This window comes from Enterobacter cloacae complex sp. 677-3DZ2D5B (assembly GCF_004136695.1).
Lineage (GTDB): Bacteria > Pseudomonadota > Gammaproteobacteria > Enterobacterales > Enterobacteriaceae > Enterobacter > Enterobacter hormaechei_C.
In genome coordinates, this window is the sequence record NZ_QFLS01000007.1 from 271,673 (window position 1) to 287,521 (window position 15,849).

The 15,849-nt window shown below is 55.2% G+C and carries 14 protein-coding genes; 6 read left to right on the forward strand and 8 right to left on the reverse strand.

From position 1 onward, the window contains the following. Positions 1-49 precede the first annotated feature (49 nt). The gene (locus DD597_RS12510) at positions 50-1,156 is read left to right on the forward strand and encodes a GGDEF domain-containing protein (protein WP_129256243.1); all 1,107 of its coding nucleotides are present in this window, start codon (positions 50-52) and stop codon (positions 1,154-1,156) included. A 39-nt stretch (positions 1,157-1,195) separates the two neighbouring features. Here the strand turns inward: DD597_RS12510 and DD597_RS12515 are convergent, their stop codons facing one another. Further along, on the reverse strand, positions 1,196-2,695 hold the full coding sequence (locus tag DD597_RS12515) for an aldehyde dehydrogenase family protein (RefSeq protein ID WP_022651146.1): 1,500 nt from the start codon (positions 2,693-2,695) through the stop codon (positions 1,196-1,198). Between the two features lie 241 nt (positions 2,696-2,936). Between DD597_RS12515 and feaR the strand changes: the two genes are divergently transcribed. Then, positions 2,937-3,845 carry a transcriptional regulator FeaR gene (gene feaR, locus DD597_RS12520; protein ID WP_058659954.1) on the forward strand — a complete coding sequence of 303 codons (909 nt, stop codon included), beginning with the start codon at positions 2,937-2,939 and terminating at the stop codon, positions 3,843-3,845. Here the strand turns inward: feaR and DD597_RS12525 are convergent, their stop codons facing one another. The 3 genes from DD597_RS12525 to DD597_RS12535 are packed head-to-tail and all read right to left on the reverse strand — an operon-like array spanning position 3,846 to position 6,998. Beyond that, positions 3,846-4,163, reverse strand: a complete 318-nt coding sequence (locus tag DD597_RS12525) for a YdbL family protein (RefSeq protein WP_023324590.1) — start codon at positions 4,161-4,163, stop codon at positions 3,846-3,848. Positions 4,164-4,170: 7 nt separating this feature from the next. Then, positions 4,171-4,362, reverse strand: coding sequence for a YnbE family lipoprotein (locus DD597_RS12530; protein WP_003857369.1), 192 nt, complete (start codon positions 4,360-4,362; stop codon positions 4,171-4,173). Next, positions 4,359-6,998 (reverse strand): YdbH family protein, encoded by a 2,640-nt coding sequence (locus DD597_RS12535; RefSeq protein ID WP_045333007.1) that lies wholly within the window; start codon positions 6,996-6,998, stop codon positions 4,359-4,361. The genes DD597_RS12530 and DD597_RS12535 overlap by 4 nt, the downstream gene beginning before the upstream one ends. 210 nt (positions 6,999-7,208) lie before the next feature. Here DD597_RS12535 and DD597_RS12540 point away from each other — a divergent pair, with 210 nt between their 5' ends. Together DD597_RS12540 and DD597_RS12545 are read left to right on the forward strand one after the other, a co-directional pair. Next, positions 7,209-8,198: a 2-hydroxyacid dehydrogenase gene (locus DD597_RS12540; protein ID WP_003857375.1), complete on the forward strand. Its 990-nt coding sequence runs from the start codon at positions 7,209-7,211 to the stop codon at positions 8,196-8,198. 660 nt (positions 8,199-8,858) lie between these two features. Beyond that, positions 8,859-9,695 carry an alpha/beta fold hydrolase gene (locus DD597_RS12545; RefSeq protein ID WP_003857377.1) on the forward strand — a complete coding sequence of 279 codons (837 nt, stop codon included), beginning with the start codon at positions 8,859-8,861 and terminating at the stop codon, positions 9,693-9,695. Between the two features lie 87 nt (positions 9,696-9,782). On the opposite strand, the gene DD597_RS12550 is transcribed toward DD597_RS12545, so the two are convergent. Together DD597_RS12550 and DD597_RS12555 are read right to left on the reverse strand one after the other, a co-directional pair. Beyond that, positions 9,783-9,956 (reverse strand): GnsA/GnsB family addiction module toxin, encoded by a 174-nt coding sequence (locus tag DD597_RS12550; protein WP_003857379.1) that lies wholly within the window; start codon positions 9,954-9,956, stop codon positions 9,783-9,785. A 308-nt stretch (positions 9,957-10,264) separates the two neighbouring features. After that, positions 10,265-10,543 (reverse strand): DUF1471 domain-containing protein, encoded by a 279-nt coding sequence (locus DD597_RS12555; RefSeq protein WP_003857380.1) that lies wholly within the window; start codon positions 10,541-10,543, stop codon positions 10,265-10,267. A 228-nt stretch (positions 10,544-10,771) separates the two neighbouring features. Between DD597_RS12555 and DD597_RS12560 the strand changes: the two genes are divergently transcribed. Further along, positions 10,772-11,362 carry a DUF4142 domain-containing protein gene (locus DD597_RS12560; protein ID WP_045336194.1) on the forward strand — a complete coding sequence of 197 codons (591 nt, stop codon included), beginning with the start codon at positions 10,772-10,774 and terminating at the stop codon, positions 11,360-11,362. Positions 11,363-11,436: 74 nt separating this feature from the next. On the opposite strand, the gene DD597_RS12565 is transcribed toward DD597_RS12560, so the two are convergent. Both DD597_RS12565 and DD597_RS12570 read right to left on the reverse strand, forming a co-directional pair. Continuing rightward, entirely contained in the window at positions 11,437-13,533 is a 2,097-nt protein-coding gene (locus DD597_RS12565) for a pyrroloquinoline quinone-dependent dehydrogenase (protein WP_023314079.1), read from the reverse strand. A 10-nt stretch (positions 13,534-13,543) separates the two neighbouring features. Continuing rightward, positions 13,544-13,909 carry a hypothetical protein gene (locus tag DD597_RS12570; protein WP_022651139.1) on the reverse strand — a complete coding sequence of 122 codons (366 nt, stop codon included), beginning with the start codon at positions 13,907-13,909 and terminating at the stop codon, positions 13,544-13,546. Positions 13,910-14,542: 633 nt separating this feature from the next. Here DD597_RS12570 and DD597_RS12575 point away from each other — a divergent pair. After that, entirely contained in the window at positions 14,543-15,805 is a 1,263-nt protein-coding gene (locus DD597_RS12575; protein WP_080336822.1) for an amino acid permease, read from the forward strand. Positions 15,806-15,849: the final 44 nt, after the last annotated feature.

The following is a 15,849-nucleotide window of genomic DNA, read 5'->3' on the forward strand; positions in this document are numbered from 1 at the left end:
ATACTACCTGGCTTTAGCGAGCTATCCACCGGACGGGAAGAAAACCATAATGGAAAAAAAACACAACGCAACGCCAGAACCTGCGACATGGCCTACCCGTAAATCAATGGTTGTTCACGGGCTGGCCGTGAACCTGCCGTGGCTCGCCTTTGTGAATGCCAGCTTTGCCCTTATGGTCCTGCTGCGCAATTCGCTTTTCGGCCATATCGATGCCCTCCTGCATATCAGCCCGCCTCTGCGGCAGATGATAGACGCCTCCATGCTGGGGGTAGTCATCCTTTCCGTGGCGCTGGTAATAATGGCCTGGCGCCACATCCGCGGCGTCAGCGCGGTGCTGTTAATGTGTAGCCTGCTATGGTCGATAAGTTGTTACTGGTTTATCAACGTGATACAGCTTCCTCATCCCTGGCCGATATTCGTTACCCTGCTGATGGCCGGTATGACCGCGCTCTATTTTCACCCGGTGGCACTGCTCTGCTTCACCGTTCCGCTATGGATAAGCCTGCCCGTTGCCAGCATGCTGCTGAATCAGGAAATTAATTATCGCTTCGCCGGGCTGTGGGTGGTGTTCACCTTCATTCTCGTGTGCGGGCGCTATATCCTGTTGAGCTGGTTTGAAGAGGCGTGGCGTCGCAACCAGCAGAATCAGCGTTTAATTTCGCGGCTGGATGCGCTGGCTCATCAGGATCCGCTGACGAAAACGGCCAACCGGCGGGCGATGGAGCTGGTGCTGGAAAACGCCGTGGAGCAAGGCAAACGCTTCGCGGTGCTGATGCTGGATGTCGATTACTTCAAACTGTATAACGACACCTATGGTCACCAGGCGGGAGACGCGTGTCTCGCGAGGGTGGCAGAGGTGCTGAACACCTCGGTGCGCACGCCAGAGGATGTGGTTTCGCGCTACGGTGGTGAGGAGTTTGTGGTGATCCTCTTTGACTGCGAAGAAAGCGTTGCTGAGAAAGTCGCCGCGCGGATCCAGGCTGGCCTGCGCACCGCAGCCATTCCGCACAGCGCGTCGAAGGTGAGTGAATGTGTGACGGCGAGTATGGGCATTGCAGGCTATACCCCAGGACTGGCCGGCCCGGAAATCATCGCCCGCGCCGATGCGGCGCTGTATCGGGCGAAGGAGGCCGGGCGGGATCGGTGGTCGCGTTAAATAATGCCGGGTGGCGGCTACGCCTTACCCGGCGTTTTATTAATACCGCACACACACCGACTTAGTTTCACACCAGCCATCCAGCCAGTCGGGGCCGAAATCGCGCCCGGTGCCAGACTGCTTCATGCCGCCGAACGGCAGGTTGGCGTCTATCAGCGTGTGGCTGTTCACCCACACGGTTCCGGCCTGTAACCTGTCGGTATACGCCAGCGCTTTACTGATGTTCTGCGTCCAGACGCTGGCCGTTAAGCCATATTCAGTGTCGTTCGCCAGCTGAAGCGCCTCTTCCCCGTCGTCCACACGAACCAGGTTCACCACCGGCCCGAAGACCTCTTCACGCGTCAGGCGCAGATGATTATCCGGGTTGACCACCAGCGTTGGCGAAACGTAATAGCCTTTACCGTCTGGCCCCCGGTTCCCGGCGATCAGCTCCGCATTGTGCGCCTTCGCCTCATCCAGGAACGCCTGAACCTTATCGCAATGGGCGCGCGACACCAGCGGGTTGATAAACGCATCCGGCGACATGCCCGGCCCGACGCTCAGAGATTTCACGGCCTGTTCAAAGCCGCTGACCAGCGTGTCGAACAGCGGAGCCTCAATATAAATACGCGAGCTGGCCGCGCAGACCTGCCCCTGATTCAGGAAGCTGCCGGTCATCAGCCCTTCAATTACCCACGCCGGATCGGCGTCTTTCAGCACGATGGCCGGGTTTTTGCCGCCCAGCTCCAGCGTCACGCCCGTTAGCGTATCCGCAGCCACGCGGGCAATCTGCTTGCCCGTCGCCGTCGAACCGGTAAAGCTTACTTTGGCAATGCGCGGGTGCGAGGTTAGCGCCGCGCCACAGACGGCGCCACTACCGGTCACCACGTTGAACACGCCATCCGGGATCCCCGCCTCGCTCGCCAGTTCCGCCACCCGTAACAGGGTGAGCGGCGTGGTTTCCGAGGGTTTGATCACGATGGAGCAACCTGCCGCCAGCGCGGGCATTACTTTCCACATGCCAATCATCAGCGGGAAGTTCCACGGCACAATCCCCGCCACGACTCCCACCGGCTCTTTACGCGTCCACGCCTGATAACGCGCGCCCTGCGGCAGTGGAATCGAGAGATCGAGGGTTTTACCGGCAATTTTGGTGGTCAACCCTGCCGTGTAGCGCATCCAGTTCAGGGTGCATCCCACCTCGAAGGCGCGGGAGATGTTAATGGATTTCCCCTGCTCCAGGGTTTCGAGCTGTGCCAGCTCTTCGCCATGCTGTTCCACCAAATCGGCAAACCGCAGCAGGATGCGTTCCCGCTCTGCCGGCAGACGCCCTGCCCAGCTTCGGGCGACAAAGGCGCGCCAGCCAGACATCACCGCACGATCGACATCATCGACGCTGGCATCGGCGGTGGAGGCAATAACCTCTCCGGTCGCCGGGTTGTAGACGTTCAGGCGCTTTTCGCTGTCGGATGCCGCCTGACGCCCTTCAATCCACAGGCCGTGCTGGCGATCTAAAAACTGCTGCACGCCTGGCAGGATGGCGACGTGTGATTCGGACATAGGATACTCCTTCGTTATGCTTCGCAGGGTGTGTATGCAGTCTAAGAGGGGAATCGCATTCCTGCTTTTGTCTGTGTGACATTCGCTTTGTCAGCTGTGACAGGCTCCGCAAATCGTGATAATTCCCGCTTATATCGCTATAACCGTTGAGTGTTCTTTCCTATAGTCAGCCTCGTAGCCCTGACAAAATGCAACATAAATGCAACAATGCGAAAACAGTGACGGTGCAGCGAGAACATCAATGGCGTGTGCAAGCGAACAGGACAATTTTCAGCAGTGGCTGGCGCAAATTAACCAGGTTTGTGGGCGCTTTGCGGCACGTCCGTTAGAGGGGGCGTTTCTCGGCGAACTGGAAACCAGCTATACCCAAAGTCTGAAGCTGAGCACGGTGACCGCCGCAGGCGTTAACCTTTTTCGCACCCGTCAGGAGATCAAAAACGGCAACGACGCCTGGTTCTACACCGTGTTTCAGCTGGAAGGCAGCGCCGGAATCGAACAGGACAACCAGCGCGCGATGCTGAAAGCCGGGGATATCACGCTGATTGACGCCTCCCGCCCGTGCTCCATTTACTGGCAGGAGCGTTCCCGCCAGATTTCGCTGCTGCTCCCGCGACAAATCATTGAGCAACACGCGCGTTTTCAGGAAGTGAGGTGCGCGCTGCCCCTCTCCAGCAGTCTGCCTACCGTACAGCTGAGCTACCGACTGCTACAGGAGAGCATGGGCAATGCCGATCTCAGCGCCAGCGAAAGCGAAGCGGCGCTGGAGGCGATGGTGTGTCTGCTGCGTCCGGCCTTCCAGCAGCAACACGAGGTGCTGCCGCGCAAGGAGCGTCAGTTCCGCCACGTTCTGTCCCTGATTGATGATCATATTCAGTCAGAGGCGTTAAGACCGGAGTGGATAGCTTCAGAGAGCGGCATGTCCGTGCGGAGCTTGTACCGCATGTTTGCCGGGAAAGGGCTGGTGGTGGCGCAGTATATTAAGAACCGTCGCCTCGATTTATGCGCTCAGGCGCTGCGTTCCATCAGCGATGACGAAAAGCTCGCGGGCATTGGCTACAGCTGGGGCTTTACCGACCATAGCCATTTTTCCACCGCCTTTAAGCAGCGTTTCGGGGTTTCGCCGGGCGAATACCGTAAGCGTTACCGCTAGTTACTTTTTTAGCCACTTGCCGTTAATCCCCTTCACGTATTCACCCGGCTGGGCGCGCGCCACCAGCTTTTGTCCCGCCATTTTCGCCACTTCGTCGACGGGCAAATTATTGCTGTCAGCTAACTGCTGGTAACTTTCCGTGCGTGCGGCGTTGATACGGCTCACCAGCGCCAGGGTTTCAGCGTCGTGCTGAACGGGCGCAAGATAGCCGCTCAGGGTTTCCCCTACGCGCCCCTGGACACGTGCATCGTTGAGCGTAAGCGTGGCGGCGTGAACGTTCATCCCCAGCGCCAGTAACATCAGAGCTAATCGTTTCATGGCATCCTCAGAACAGATCGCTGCGGGATTTCAGCAGGGCTTCAACGTCTTTATCCACCTTGATATGGATTTCATGCTCAATTTTCACGTTCATGTTGATAGTGATCGGCTCTTTGGGCGCCGCCACTTCAATGCGCGGCGTGCAGCCTGACAGCAGCGCGACGACGGCCACGGTGAGTACACCAGCCCTCTTTTTCATTGTTGTTCCTCACTTTCCTTGCCTGTCGAACCGCGGAGAAGGGGTATCGCCGCATGTTGCTCAAACCATGTTTGCAGATTGTCCCCAAAGCGCAGGCTGCGCCAGAGGGTAAAAATGTTCTCTTCATGGGTGTAATTCAGGTTTACGAAACTGCTTTTGCCCTCGACGCGGCTGGTGCCTTTAATGGCCGCCTGCATGGTTAACACGCCCAGATTATCCACATTGAGTTTTGTCCACGACTGCGAAATTTCCATATAGCGGAGCCAGTTGATCGCCGCCCCGGCAACCACGTTGTCTTTCACAATGGCATCCGCCGTGTCCTGGTCGATGCGCAGCGTCATCGGCCCCGGGTTGGTCAGCCAGCCATCTTTAATGATCCATTTTTCATTGTCCAGCCAGAACGGCAGCGCGCCGCTCACCGGGCCGGACATGGCAAACTGCTTCGGATTCACCGCGCTTATCAGTTCGCTGGAGGAAATATTATCCACGCGTAGTAAAGCCGGATCGTGCTGCGGCATTCTCAACTGCTGCATGGTGATTTTCCCGCCGAGCGCTTCCACCTTCACGTTGGTGAGCAGGAGCGGGTTCGCTTCGGTCCAGGGATAATCGCCCTGGAGATCCGCGGTGATATTTCGGGCTGTGACCAGGTTTTTTACCTCGTCGATTCGTAACGTTACCGGCCCGCGCGTGCCCAGCGACCAGGTACCCTGGCTTAAGCGGAACGGCAGAACAAAATCAACGCCGTTGATTTCGTTATCCGGCATCCACGCGCTGCCCGCTTTCAGCACCCCGTGCCCCCCGGCCTCAAACCCCTGATCGGAGGCCGCTGAGAAAGCCACCTGTGCGTACATTTCGCCGCCGCGCAGGGTCAGTTTCCAGTCTGGCGGGATCAGCGGCTGGAACACCGTAAGAGACTGTTTTGGCCACCAGGCCTGACCGCGAAGGCGTTCGCCATCCCAGCGTCCATTCACCTGGACCGGGCCGATGTCGTCCGCATGCAGGTTCCCTTTAAACTGGAACACCGTCGGGTCTGTCCCGTCAACGCTGAAGGTCAAAACGGACGGCGGCAGCACGCTTCCGCCCGAGAAGCTTGTTTGCCCGGCATTGAGCGCGAGCGCGCCGCTAAAGGTGGGGTTATCCGGGTCCCGCGACCAGCGCACCGGGTGATCCAGCACCAGGCGCGGCTTGCTGACCAGCATCGTACCGTACTGCAATTTGTCGAACCCCGTGGAAAGATCGGTCAGTTCGATAACGTTGTCGCGCCACTCCCCGGTTCCCCGGACATCCCAGCGCGCATTCATCGGCGTGAAATTCCCTTTACCCCAGTAGCGCCACTGCCACAAACCGTTGTCCGGTAAAAAGTCGTTAGCCTGGCCGTCCAGATGCAGCTCAAAATCGCCCATCTCGTTTTCATGCGCCCGCAGAATGGCTTGCAGGCGGCCGTCCACGCCCTTCTGCGTGAGCTTCACGCCTGCCAGCGGCCAGCGGATCTCATCGATATCCAGCGAGTCGATGATGCGCCCGCGCGAGCGCAATAATGCGCCGGGTTCAAACGTAAGCTGCGGATCGTAAAGGCTGCCGGTCAGCTTCGCCGGGAGTCTGGCATACAGGATCAGATCGTTTTGCTTGGCTTCCCCGCTCAGGTGCAACGGCATAGCGCTGTTTTCCATACTGAGCGAGCCGGGACCGATATTCAGCACCGCGTTGCCCTTCCCCGCATCCCCCTGGGTCAGCACGTTGAGCCGCCCCGTGAAGGTGGCTTTCTCCAGCCCCTGCTGCCAGTTATCCACTTTTAGCCCGACGCGACCGCTCATCGGCATACCGGAGGCTGACCAGTTCCAGCGTCCGTCGCTGATGGTTAACTGCTGAGCGGTGATCTGCCACGGTAAATCGAGCAGTGGATCGGGGTTGTCCCGCGCCATGACCACCAGCTGGCCCTGATTGTCCTCCCAGTCCAGATCGGCATCGACCAGCGAGGATAACTGTGGCACGTTAAAGGTCGCGACCGTATGCCCTTTCACCGGCACGCCGTCCGGTACCAACGGCAGGGTAAATTCACCGATCAGCTTCACGGGCTGCGGCTGATCCGGCAGTTGCACATCGAACTGGCTGATGGAGAGCGTCTGGCCGCGCAACTGCCCCTTAATGCTCACCTGCTCGCCGTTATAAGTGATGTCCTGGCGGGCTGGCGTGAGTGAAGCATGCAGCTCACCCTCCCACTGCTGCCAGGGAGAAAGGGTAAAGCGGTGGATGGTCAGCCAGGTGTTGGGCAGGATGGCCTGCCACTGCGCCAGCGTTTTCGGCGCCACCGTTGAGGACGCTGACTGCGGTAATTTGCTCAGGCAGACAGAGTTAAGTTCAAGTGCGCCAATATCAAGATCCCAACGGCTGGGGTGTGACAGGGTCACGTTTTCCACACGGGCAATTTCGCACTCTTCTACCAGATAGCGGAGATCGGGGATGATCAGGGCGTGGCGCGTGAGCCGTGGGCTTTCTTCAAACGCGATGCGTGTTCCAACAGGGAGCCAGATCCCGGCGAGCGTGGGTACCCACTGGGCGAGCGTCATCAGCAGCGTCAGCGGCACGAGTAATAGCAGCAGTAATAGCGCGATTGCGGCTTTGTATTTACCCTTCATGGGCAGTTAATATCCTGATTTTGCGAAAAAAATAAGCCGTTCTTGCCGCTCATTGTCGCATGTTTAGCCAGTCAGTTGAAGGTAATGCCATTTTTAAGAGTAGATGCTCTACAATAATTCATAGAACTTATTGATTTCAATGAATTTTGAAAAATTGTAAGATAATTTTAAACATGCTAACGTGGTTCCAAAATCACTGGAGAAAGTCTTATGAAACTCGCGGTATATAGCACAAAGCAGTACGACAAAAAGTATCTGCAACATGTTAACGAGACGTACGGTTTCGATCTTGAATTTTTCGACTTTCTGCTGACTGAAAAGACGGCTAAAACCGCTCACGGCTGCGAAGGCGTGTGTATCTTCGTTAACGACGACGGTAGCCGACCGGTGCTGGAAGAGTTGAAAAAACAGGGCGTGAAATACATTGCCCTGCGCTGCGCGGGCTTTAACAACGTCGATCTCGATGCCGCCAAAGAGCTGGGTCTGAAGGTCGTTCGCGTCCCAGCCTATTCTCCGGAAGCCGTGGCTGAACATGCCGTCGGGATGATGATGTCGCTCAACCGTCGTATTCACCGTGCCTATCAGCGCACCCGTGATGCTAACTTCTCTCTGGAAGGGCTGACCGGCTTTACCATGTACGGTAAAACCGCAGGCGTGATCGGTACCGGCAAAATTGGTGTGGCCGCCCTACGCATCCTGAAAGGATTTGGCATGCGCCTGCTGGCGTTTGATCCGTACCCTAGCGCCGCTGCGCTGGAGCTGGGCGTGGAGTATGTCGATCTGAAAACGCTCTTCTCGCAGTCTGATGTTATCTCCCTGCACTGTCCGTTGACCCCGGAAAACTATCACCTGCTTAACCAGTCGGCGTTCGACCAGATGAAAGACGGCGTGATGATCATCAATACCAGCCGCGGTGGACTGATCGACTCTCAGGCCGCTATCGAAGCGCTGAAAACGCAAAAAATTGGCGCGTTGGGTATGGATGTGTATGAGAACGAACGCGACCTGTTCTTTGAGGATAAATCTAACGACGTGATTCAGGATGACGTGTTCCGTCGCCTGTCGGCCTGCCACAACGTGTTGTTCACCGGCCACCAGGCGTTTTTGACCGCCGAAGCGCTGATCAGTATATCGGAAACCACGCTGGGGAATTTACAGCAGCTTGATAAGGGCGAAGCGTGCCCTAACGCGATCGTTTAAGACCGTCAGGCCGGGTGGCGGTAACCTCTGCCCGGCCAATAACAAGCCCATCAGAAAAATAAGCACAGGTTAACTATTAAGACGGGTAACGTTCACCGTAAATATAACAATCAAGGATATGACTGTTCCGGTGTGACCATATCAGAATGAGACTCTGATGAAGGCTGCGTGATTTGCTGCACTATCGTAACCAGTTGTTCAAAAACAGCTCTCATTTGCGTCGGGTAGGTTAAAGACAACCAGGTTGCCAGCACTGCTCCAGCCAAAAAGCCCAACTTCATACACCATCCCTAATAAATTCAGCGAGATACAAGCTTTAACGTATGTGTGGTGCCGGGTGCCTCCCGGTGAGTCGTTGGCCAGCCACCTTGACCCGCTACTGATTGCCTAAGCTACACGTGCTGTTTAGCCCCTCCGCACAGGGGGATTCACCACGCGAGAAAAATAACACAGTGCCCCGGCTGGTTTAGGGGATATTTCGTTTAAAAATAAATAATGACCATACAAATTTAATCTATAACTGTTTTCAGGAACCCTTCTACACTTTAAGCGGATATATCAGTAATAAGATTAATATAAGTCAGTTTTATTACGTCCCTAAATGCTGGGCTATTTACTTAGCCTTCACACGTTTTTGCCATTAGCAGAGGAGTCTGAAATATGGCATTCGTAACAACGAAAGATGGTGTCAGTATTTATTACAAAGACTGGGGTCCGAAGGATGCGCAGCCGATCGTTTTCCATCACGGCTGGCCGCTGAGCGCCGATGACTGGGATAACCAGATGCTCTTTTTCCTTGCAGAAGGCTTCCGCGTCATCGCCCTCGACCGTCGTGGTCATGGTCGTTCCGATCAGGTAAGTGAAGGTCATGATATGGATCATTATGCCTCCGACGCATCGGCCGTGGTCGAAAGCCTTGATTTGCGTAATGCAGTGCACGTCGGCCACTCCACCGGCGGGGGCCAGGTCGCCAGGTACGTTGCGAAGTACGGCCAGCCTCAGGGGCGAGTGGCCAAAGCGGTACTGGTCAGCGCCGTTCCTCCGCTGATGGTAAAATCAGACACGAACCCCGGCGGAACGCCCATTGAGGTGTTTGACGGCTTCCGCCAGGCGCTGGCCGCTAACCGCGCCCAGTTTTACCTCGACGTCGCCAGCGGTCCTTTCTATGGATTTAACCGAGACGGAGCAGAGGTTTCGCAGGGCACAATCCAGAACTGGTGGCGTCAGGGAATGATCGGTAGCGCCAAAGCCCACTATGAAGGCATTAAGGCGTTTTCAGAGACCGACCAGACGGACGATCTTAAAGCCATTACGGTTCCCGTCCTTGTGTTGCAGGGTGATGACGATCAGGTTGTCCCCTATAAAAATGCCGCCCTTCTACAGGATAAGCTGCTCGCAAACAGCGAACTCAAAATTTATCCAGGCTTCCCGCATGGGATGCATACCACGCATGCAGATACCATAAACGCCGATATACTGACATTTATTCGCTCATAAAGACGATGATTATCCATAATACAACCGGGCATCACGCCCGGTTCTCTTTTGCGGCAAGAATTGAGCGACCATTTCAGGAAGAAACGCTTACAGGAGTTTGATTTTTACTTCATACCCCTCGAGGCCCGTCATGGCCTCACGAGCGATAAACTCTATTTCAGAAACTTCCTGCCCTGTTTTTTTTCGTAACTCTGCAATTTTTTTGGCTATAAGCGCTGAAATCTCTTCCTCTGCCTTTTGTGTCAGTGCGTCAACTTTCATCTTTACCTCTTACGACCGTTAACTGTATCCATTCTCTAAATGGTTTTAACCATAACCCTTTGTAAAGCGTAGACTATCTACGTTACGTATGCTGCATTAACCTTAAGATGAGCAGCATGATGGAGCCGTCACATTTAAACATGCATTTATGTTGCATTATTTGAACAAGCTGTTATTGTCCCAAAGCCTTAGAGCACATAAACATAAGAAAAGTTTTGACTTAAACTCGCCCCGCATCAGGGGCATTTTTTTGGCTGTCTGTAAACAAAAAACCCGCCAGAAGCGGGTTTTTGTGGTATTCGAGAAAATTATTTAAAGACTTCTGCGACGGCCTGGAAGTTAGGGCCATGCTCGCGGGCAGCGATAATGACGTAGTATTTCCCGCCCTTCTCGTCTGCCAGTTTTGAGAGTTTTTGATGAAGATCTGAAGGTGAAGAAATTTGTCCACCTGAAGCCCCTACAGATACATTACCAAGGTATTCAAGTTTGAAGTGGTGCGCTTCATCCTTGGAAATCATATCTGCCGCAGATGCGCCGAAGCTTGCTACTGTTAAAGCCAATACACTCCCTAATAGTGCTTTTTTCATATCATTCCTCCTGTTGATGAATCTATATATTTAACATTAGCACCAAATATGTAAATGATCCGTATCAATATTGTAGAAGGATTGAGCATCACGACCAGCCATCACTGACCTGAACAGCGGGTGCAGCAGTTTCATCTACTATACTGACCCTTGTAGTGAGCATTTATCTGTCCGGTTGCGCCTGAAGCAACCGAAACTTACCTGTACCATGACCATCAGGAGAACAATATGCACACGAGTAAAACCCTGAAAAGGCTGCTAGCCGTATCAGCAGTTGCAGCAATGTTCAGCACCGTTGGCGTACAAGCCCAGACGACAAGCGCCGCACAAACTCAAACTGCGGGCAAGGCTCAACCGGACGCCAAACTCAGCTCCGGCGACGAGAAAGCGTTGAAGGACATGGCGCAGGCCAATATCAACGAAGTCGCCGCCGCCAGGCTCGCCCTGGACAAGGCCCAAAGCAGTGAAGTGAAAACATTCGCTCAGAAAATGGTCGACGATCACGGCGCCGCGCTGACCAAAGTCCAGACCGTTGCCCAGAAAAAGGGCGTGGAGCTGCCGACCGAACCAGACGCCGCGCATAAAGCCCTGAACTCAAGGCTGGAAAACCAGCGTGGTGACGCTTTTGACAAAATGTATATGGAATATGCTGGCGTGAAGGACCACGAGAAGGTGCTGTCGAAGCTTAAGAGCGACGCCAGTAAAATCGACGATCCGGATGTGAAGGCTCTGGCCAACGAGCACACGCCGGTCGTTGAGCAGCATCTGAAGTCCGCCGAGCAGATGTCAACCCACTCCGGCGCATCAGCCGATAAATAACGCGTCGGTAAAACGACAATTGCAAAACAAAGTGGGGCCCGCAGGCCCCACGCTTATTTCCCCTTCCTGATGAATTATTCCGGCAAGGCGTAGACCACCACCTGATCGCCCACCTGATCCTTCAGGATCGTATTCCCGCCTGCCACGAAGGCCACATACTGGCGACCTTTATATTCATAGACTGACGGGTTCGCTACTGCCGGCGCTTCTGCCTGATCGGACCACAGCTCTTCACCGCTCTCGACCGAGTAGGCACGCACTTTGGCATCCATTGAAGCACCGATGAAGATCACGCCGCCCGCCGTCACTGCCGGGCCACCAATGGTAGGTGAACCCCAGCTCTCCGGCATGAAGAAGCCATACTGCTGGGAGGCGCCAACCGGACGACGCCATTTCACATCGCCCGTATGCATGTCCAGCGCCACGATTTCGCCAAACGGCGGCTGCCAGCACGGCATGCCCAGCCAGTTGCTCGCCACCAGCAGACGCATACCGTACGGGGCGCCTTCCTGTGGGGCAAAGCCGCTTTCGTTACCGGAGTCTTTGTCTGCGTTATCGTAATCTTCGCGGCTGTAGAGCTTCACGTACTGGACGATATGCGAGGTGTTGACGATGGCGATCTGTTTTTGCGGATCGAACGCCACCCCACCCCACTGTACGCCGCCAGCGCTATCAGGATAGGTTAGCGTGCCTTCGCCCTTTGTGGTCGGCGGAGTATACATTCCCTCATAGGTCAGGTTATCCCACAGACGAGAGCACTGGCCGCCACCGACGATATCCGCCAGCTTCCAGATTTCCGGTTTTTTCGACTGGTCGAGCAGCGGTGCGGGTTTGGTCGGGAACGGCTGCGTGGGCGAGAGAACTTCACCCTGAACCGAACCATCACCCTGCGGAACCGGACGTTCTTCGATTGGCCATACGTCCTCCCCCGTCAGGCGGTTAACCACGAACAGGAAACCCTGCTTGGTGGCCTGAATCAGCGCCGGGATCTGCTTGCCGTCTACGGTGATGTCCATCAGCGTCGGGGCGGAGTTAATATCGTAATCCCAGACGTCGTGGTGTACCCATTGACGGGACCAGACCACTTTACCGGTGTTGATGTCCAGCGCGGTGGTCGAGGTGCCAAGCGGAATAGCGTCCACGCGGTTGCCGCCCCAATAGTTGGGAGATGGCGATGAAACCGGGAGATAGACCAGCCCGTTGGCCTCATCGGCGGACATGTGCGTCCAGACGTTGGCGGTACCGGTACGCTTGCGAATCTCTGCCGGGATCGCCTCAAAGGTCCATTCAAGCTTACCGGTCTGGGCGTTGACTGAAAATACGGTGCCCGGAGGGGCTTCGGCATAGGCCCAGTCCTTCCCGGCCCAGCCCACCAGCAGATGGTTGCCGACAACGGTTGGCGGTTGCAGGACAGAGAGCGGATACTTCGCGTTAACGGTATTCCACTGGTTCAGATCCAACACGCCGTTATTCGCAAAGCCGCTGCAAGGTTTGCCTGAATCGGCGTCCAGCGCAAAGAGCTTGCCGTCAACGGTGCCCATATAAACCATCTTCTGGCATGCCTCTCCGCTCACCGGATTTTTGGCCTGCCAGTAGGAAACGCCGCGGTTTTTCAGCACTGGCTGGGTCAGCGCCTTGCGCGACGATTTCGTGTCATAATGCCACTTCTCTTTACCCGTACCCGGATCCAGCGCAATCAGGCGATCGAATGGCGTGCCAATGTAGAGCGTATCGTTGGCGAAAATGGGCGTTGCGGACCAGACGGTAGCTGGCGTATCGCCTTTACCATCCGAGACGTCGCCGGTATGGAATTCCCAGACTTTCGTTAATTTCCCGACATTATCCGCCGTAATTTGGGTCAGGGGGCTGTATTTCTGCGCGTTAAGCTGGCCGTGGAAGCTGTCCCAGGTGGGCGTGCCGGGCACCAGCGGCGTCGCGGGCTGGCTGGCCGAGGCGACTTTCTTTCCGTCACCGCTGCCGGTTGAGGCATCGTCGGTGGTTTTTGTGGTTCCGGGTGCCTGCTGATCGGCGGCATCAATGTTAAGCGATTCCTGGGTCCCCTGAGAGGCCTCAGTGGCCTTATCCTGCGCCTGTAGCGCGAGCGGAGCGACCAGCAGCGCCAGCGCCGTCATGCTGACTTTTATGAAGGGATAATGCTTATCGTTGTGCACGGGCGGCTCCTCAGCTTCTGACGCGATGGTTGTAACGGGCGGAATGGCTGCTCAGCATAATCAGACCTATCAGGCCGACCACCATGGCTGCCGTTATGATGTACTGGTGCAGCAGCGCGGCGGCAAAACCAATACCCGCCAACACCACCAGGGTGACAATAATCAGGAAAACGCGCGCCCCGCGACGCGATGCCGCGCGTAGCATAACGGTCAGGATCGCCAGCACTACGCTGGCAATGACCACGCCCAGTGCGCCAATGGTGCCAGTGACGCCGGTAAGCGGCGTCCACCAGGCGTATAGCGCCACCGCGAAGGCTATTATCGCGGTCAGCAGCAGCAACATGCTACCGACCCGCGAGGATTGAGAATGCAACATACCAGGAATCCCCCTCTAAAAATGCAAAATTGACCATTATTAAGGCGTTTTCGTGGATATATGCCTCTGCTGCCCGCCGCTATTAAGGCAACGCGACGTGTGGAGCGGCGGCATATTTCACTAAACGTAACTGAGTATAGAAGAGGATTTTTTTATGGGGCGTTTAATAGCAGGCATAAGACGCCTTGTGCCCCTTCGCCACCATAAAGATAGCGTTATGTTACAAGACAGTTCGAAAGCTGCGAGCAGGTTACGTGATTGTCTATATCCTGTTTTTTAATTTGAGGCATAACGGGATAATTTTCCATCCAATAAAATAATTAAATAAGCCCCCCTTCAATATGATGGCGCCTTATGTTACTTAATAAAACAGGGTATTTATTCTTTAATTAACAGACGTGCAGGCAGGGAAAGTCAGTCGTTATTTGTTCGTAAATTTAACAAATCCCCTTCTTAATTAACCGCCTGTTAAAGCATCGTCAAAGAATAACGATAGTTATTGCAGGCATACACATAAGGTTTACGGTATGCGAAATCAAACCCCTCCCACCCGTGGTGTAATTGCGCAGCAACGACTACAGGCAGATAAAAATTAAATAAGTCGTCGCTCCTCTAACAACGCGGTAAAATATGATGAATAAAGCCACCACTCTCTCAGCTAATATTACAACACGCTCTAACTGGCACTGGCAGGATAACATCTGGACGCTGGGCCTCTACGGTACAGCCGTCGGGGCGGGAACGCTGTTCCTGCCCGTGGAAATCGGCACCCGTGGTCCGGTTATTTTCCTGGTCATGCTCCTGCTGGGGCTGCCGTTATCCCTGATCCCCCATTTACTCCTTTGTCGTGTGTATATGCGAGAAGAGAAGAATGAAAACGGCACGTTGCCGATCTTCGGCTCCTTCTTCAGCGGACGGGGTGAAAAGCTGATCACCCTGTTCTATTGTGTGACCTTCTTCCCGGTAACCCTGGTTTACGGGGTGGCCCTGATTAATGCGCTGAGTAATTTACTGGTGGAGCATCTGCATATTACCGCCCTCAGCCGTGGGCCATTGTCGTTTATCGTGGTTGCTGCGCTGTATGTGGTGCTTAGCAAGGGCCGGGACAGAGTCGTGGCCATTATGAGCGCGCTGGCGCTGCCGTTCGCGGCATCTGTGCTGCTGATCGCCGTATCACTTATCCCGGGATGGCATCTGTCTAACCTGACCGATACGGCCGCTGAAATGAACGCCACGCCGCTGCCAGTAACGCTGAAAAATATCTGGCTGACGCTGCCGCTTATTACCTTCTCGTTTTGCTGTGCGCCTATGGTCTCCCCGCTGAGCTCTTACTACCGGGAGAGAAAAGCGGAGGGCGAGAAAAAGGCACTGTTCGTGATCCGCATCGCCTATTTAGCCATCTTCGCCAGTATCCTCTTTTTCGTGCTGAGCTGCGTGCTGGGGATCCCGCATGACAACTTTGTACGGGCGAAGGCGGAAAACCTGAATGTGCTGTCCGTGATGAAAGGAAACGGTGATTTCAGCCTGATTTACCACATTGCCCCGCTCATCGCTATCATCGGTATGACGAAATCCTTTCTCGGCGTAGGCCTGTCGGTCGCACAAACGTTTGGTCAGCTGGCTGCCAGCGTATCCGGCAAAAAGGCCAGCGCCAGCAAGCGGCTGGCCTCTCTGGCGCTGTTCCTGCTGACCTATGGCATTGTTTATGCCAATCCGGATGTGCTCAGCCTGATTGAAATGTTCTGCGGACCACTGATCGCGGTGATCCTGTTCCTTATCCCTGCGTACCTCATATACACCCGCCCCTCGCTGGCGGAGCTTCGCGGCGTGACGGTGTTTCTGGTTGTTCTGGGCGGACTGGCAACGCTGTCTGCATTGCTCTGGACAATGCTTTAGGCTGAACGCCGTTTGACTGTACCCATATGGGTCTTCCCCGATCA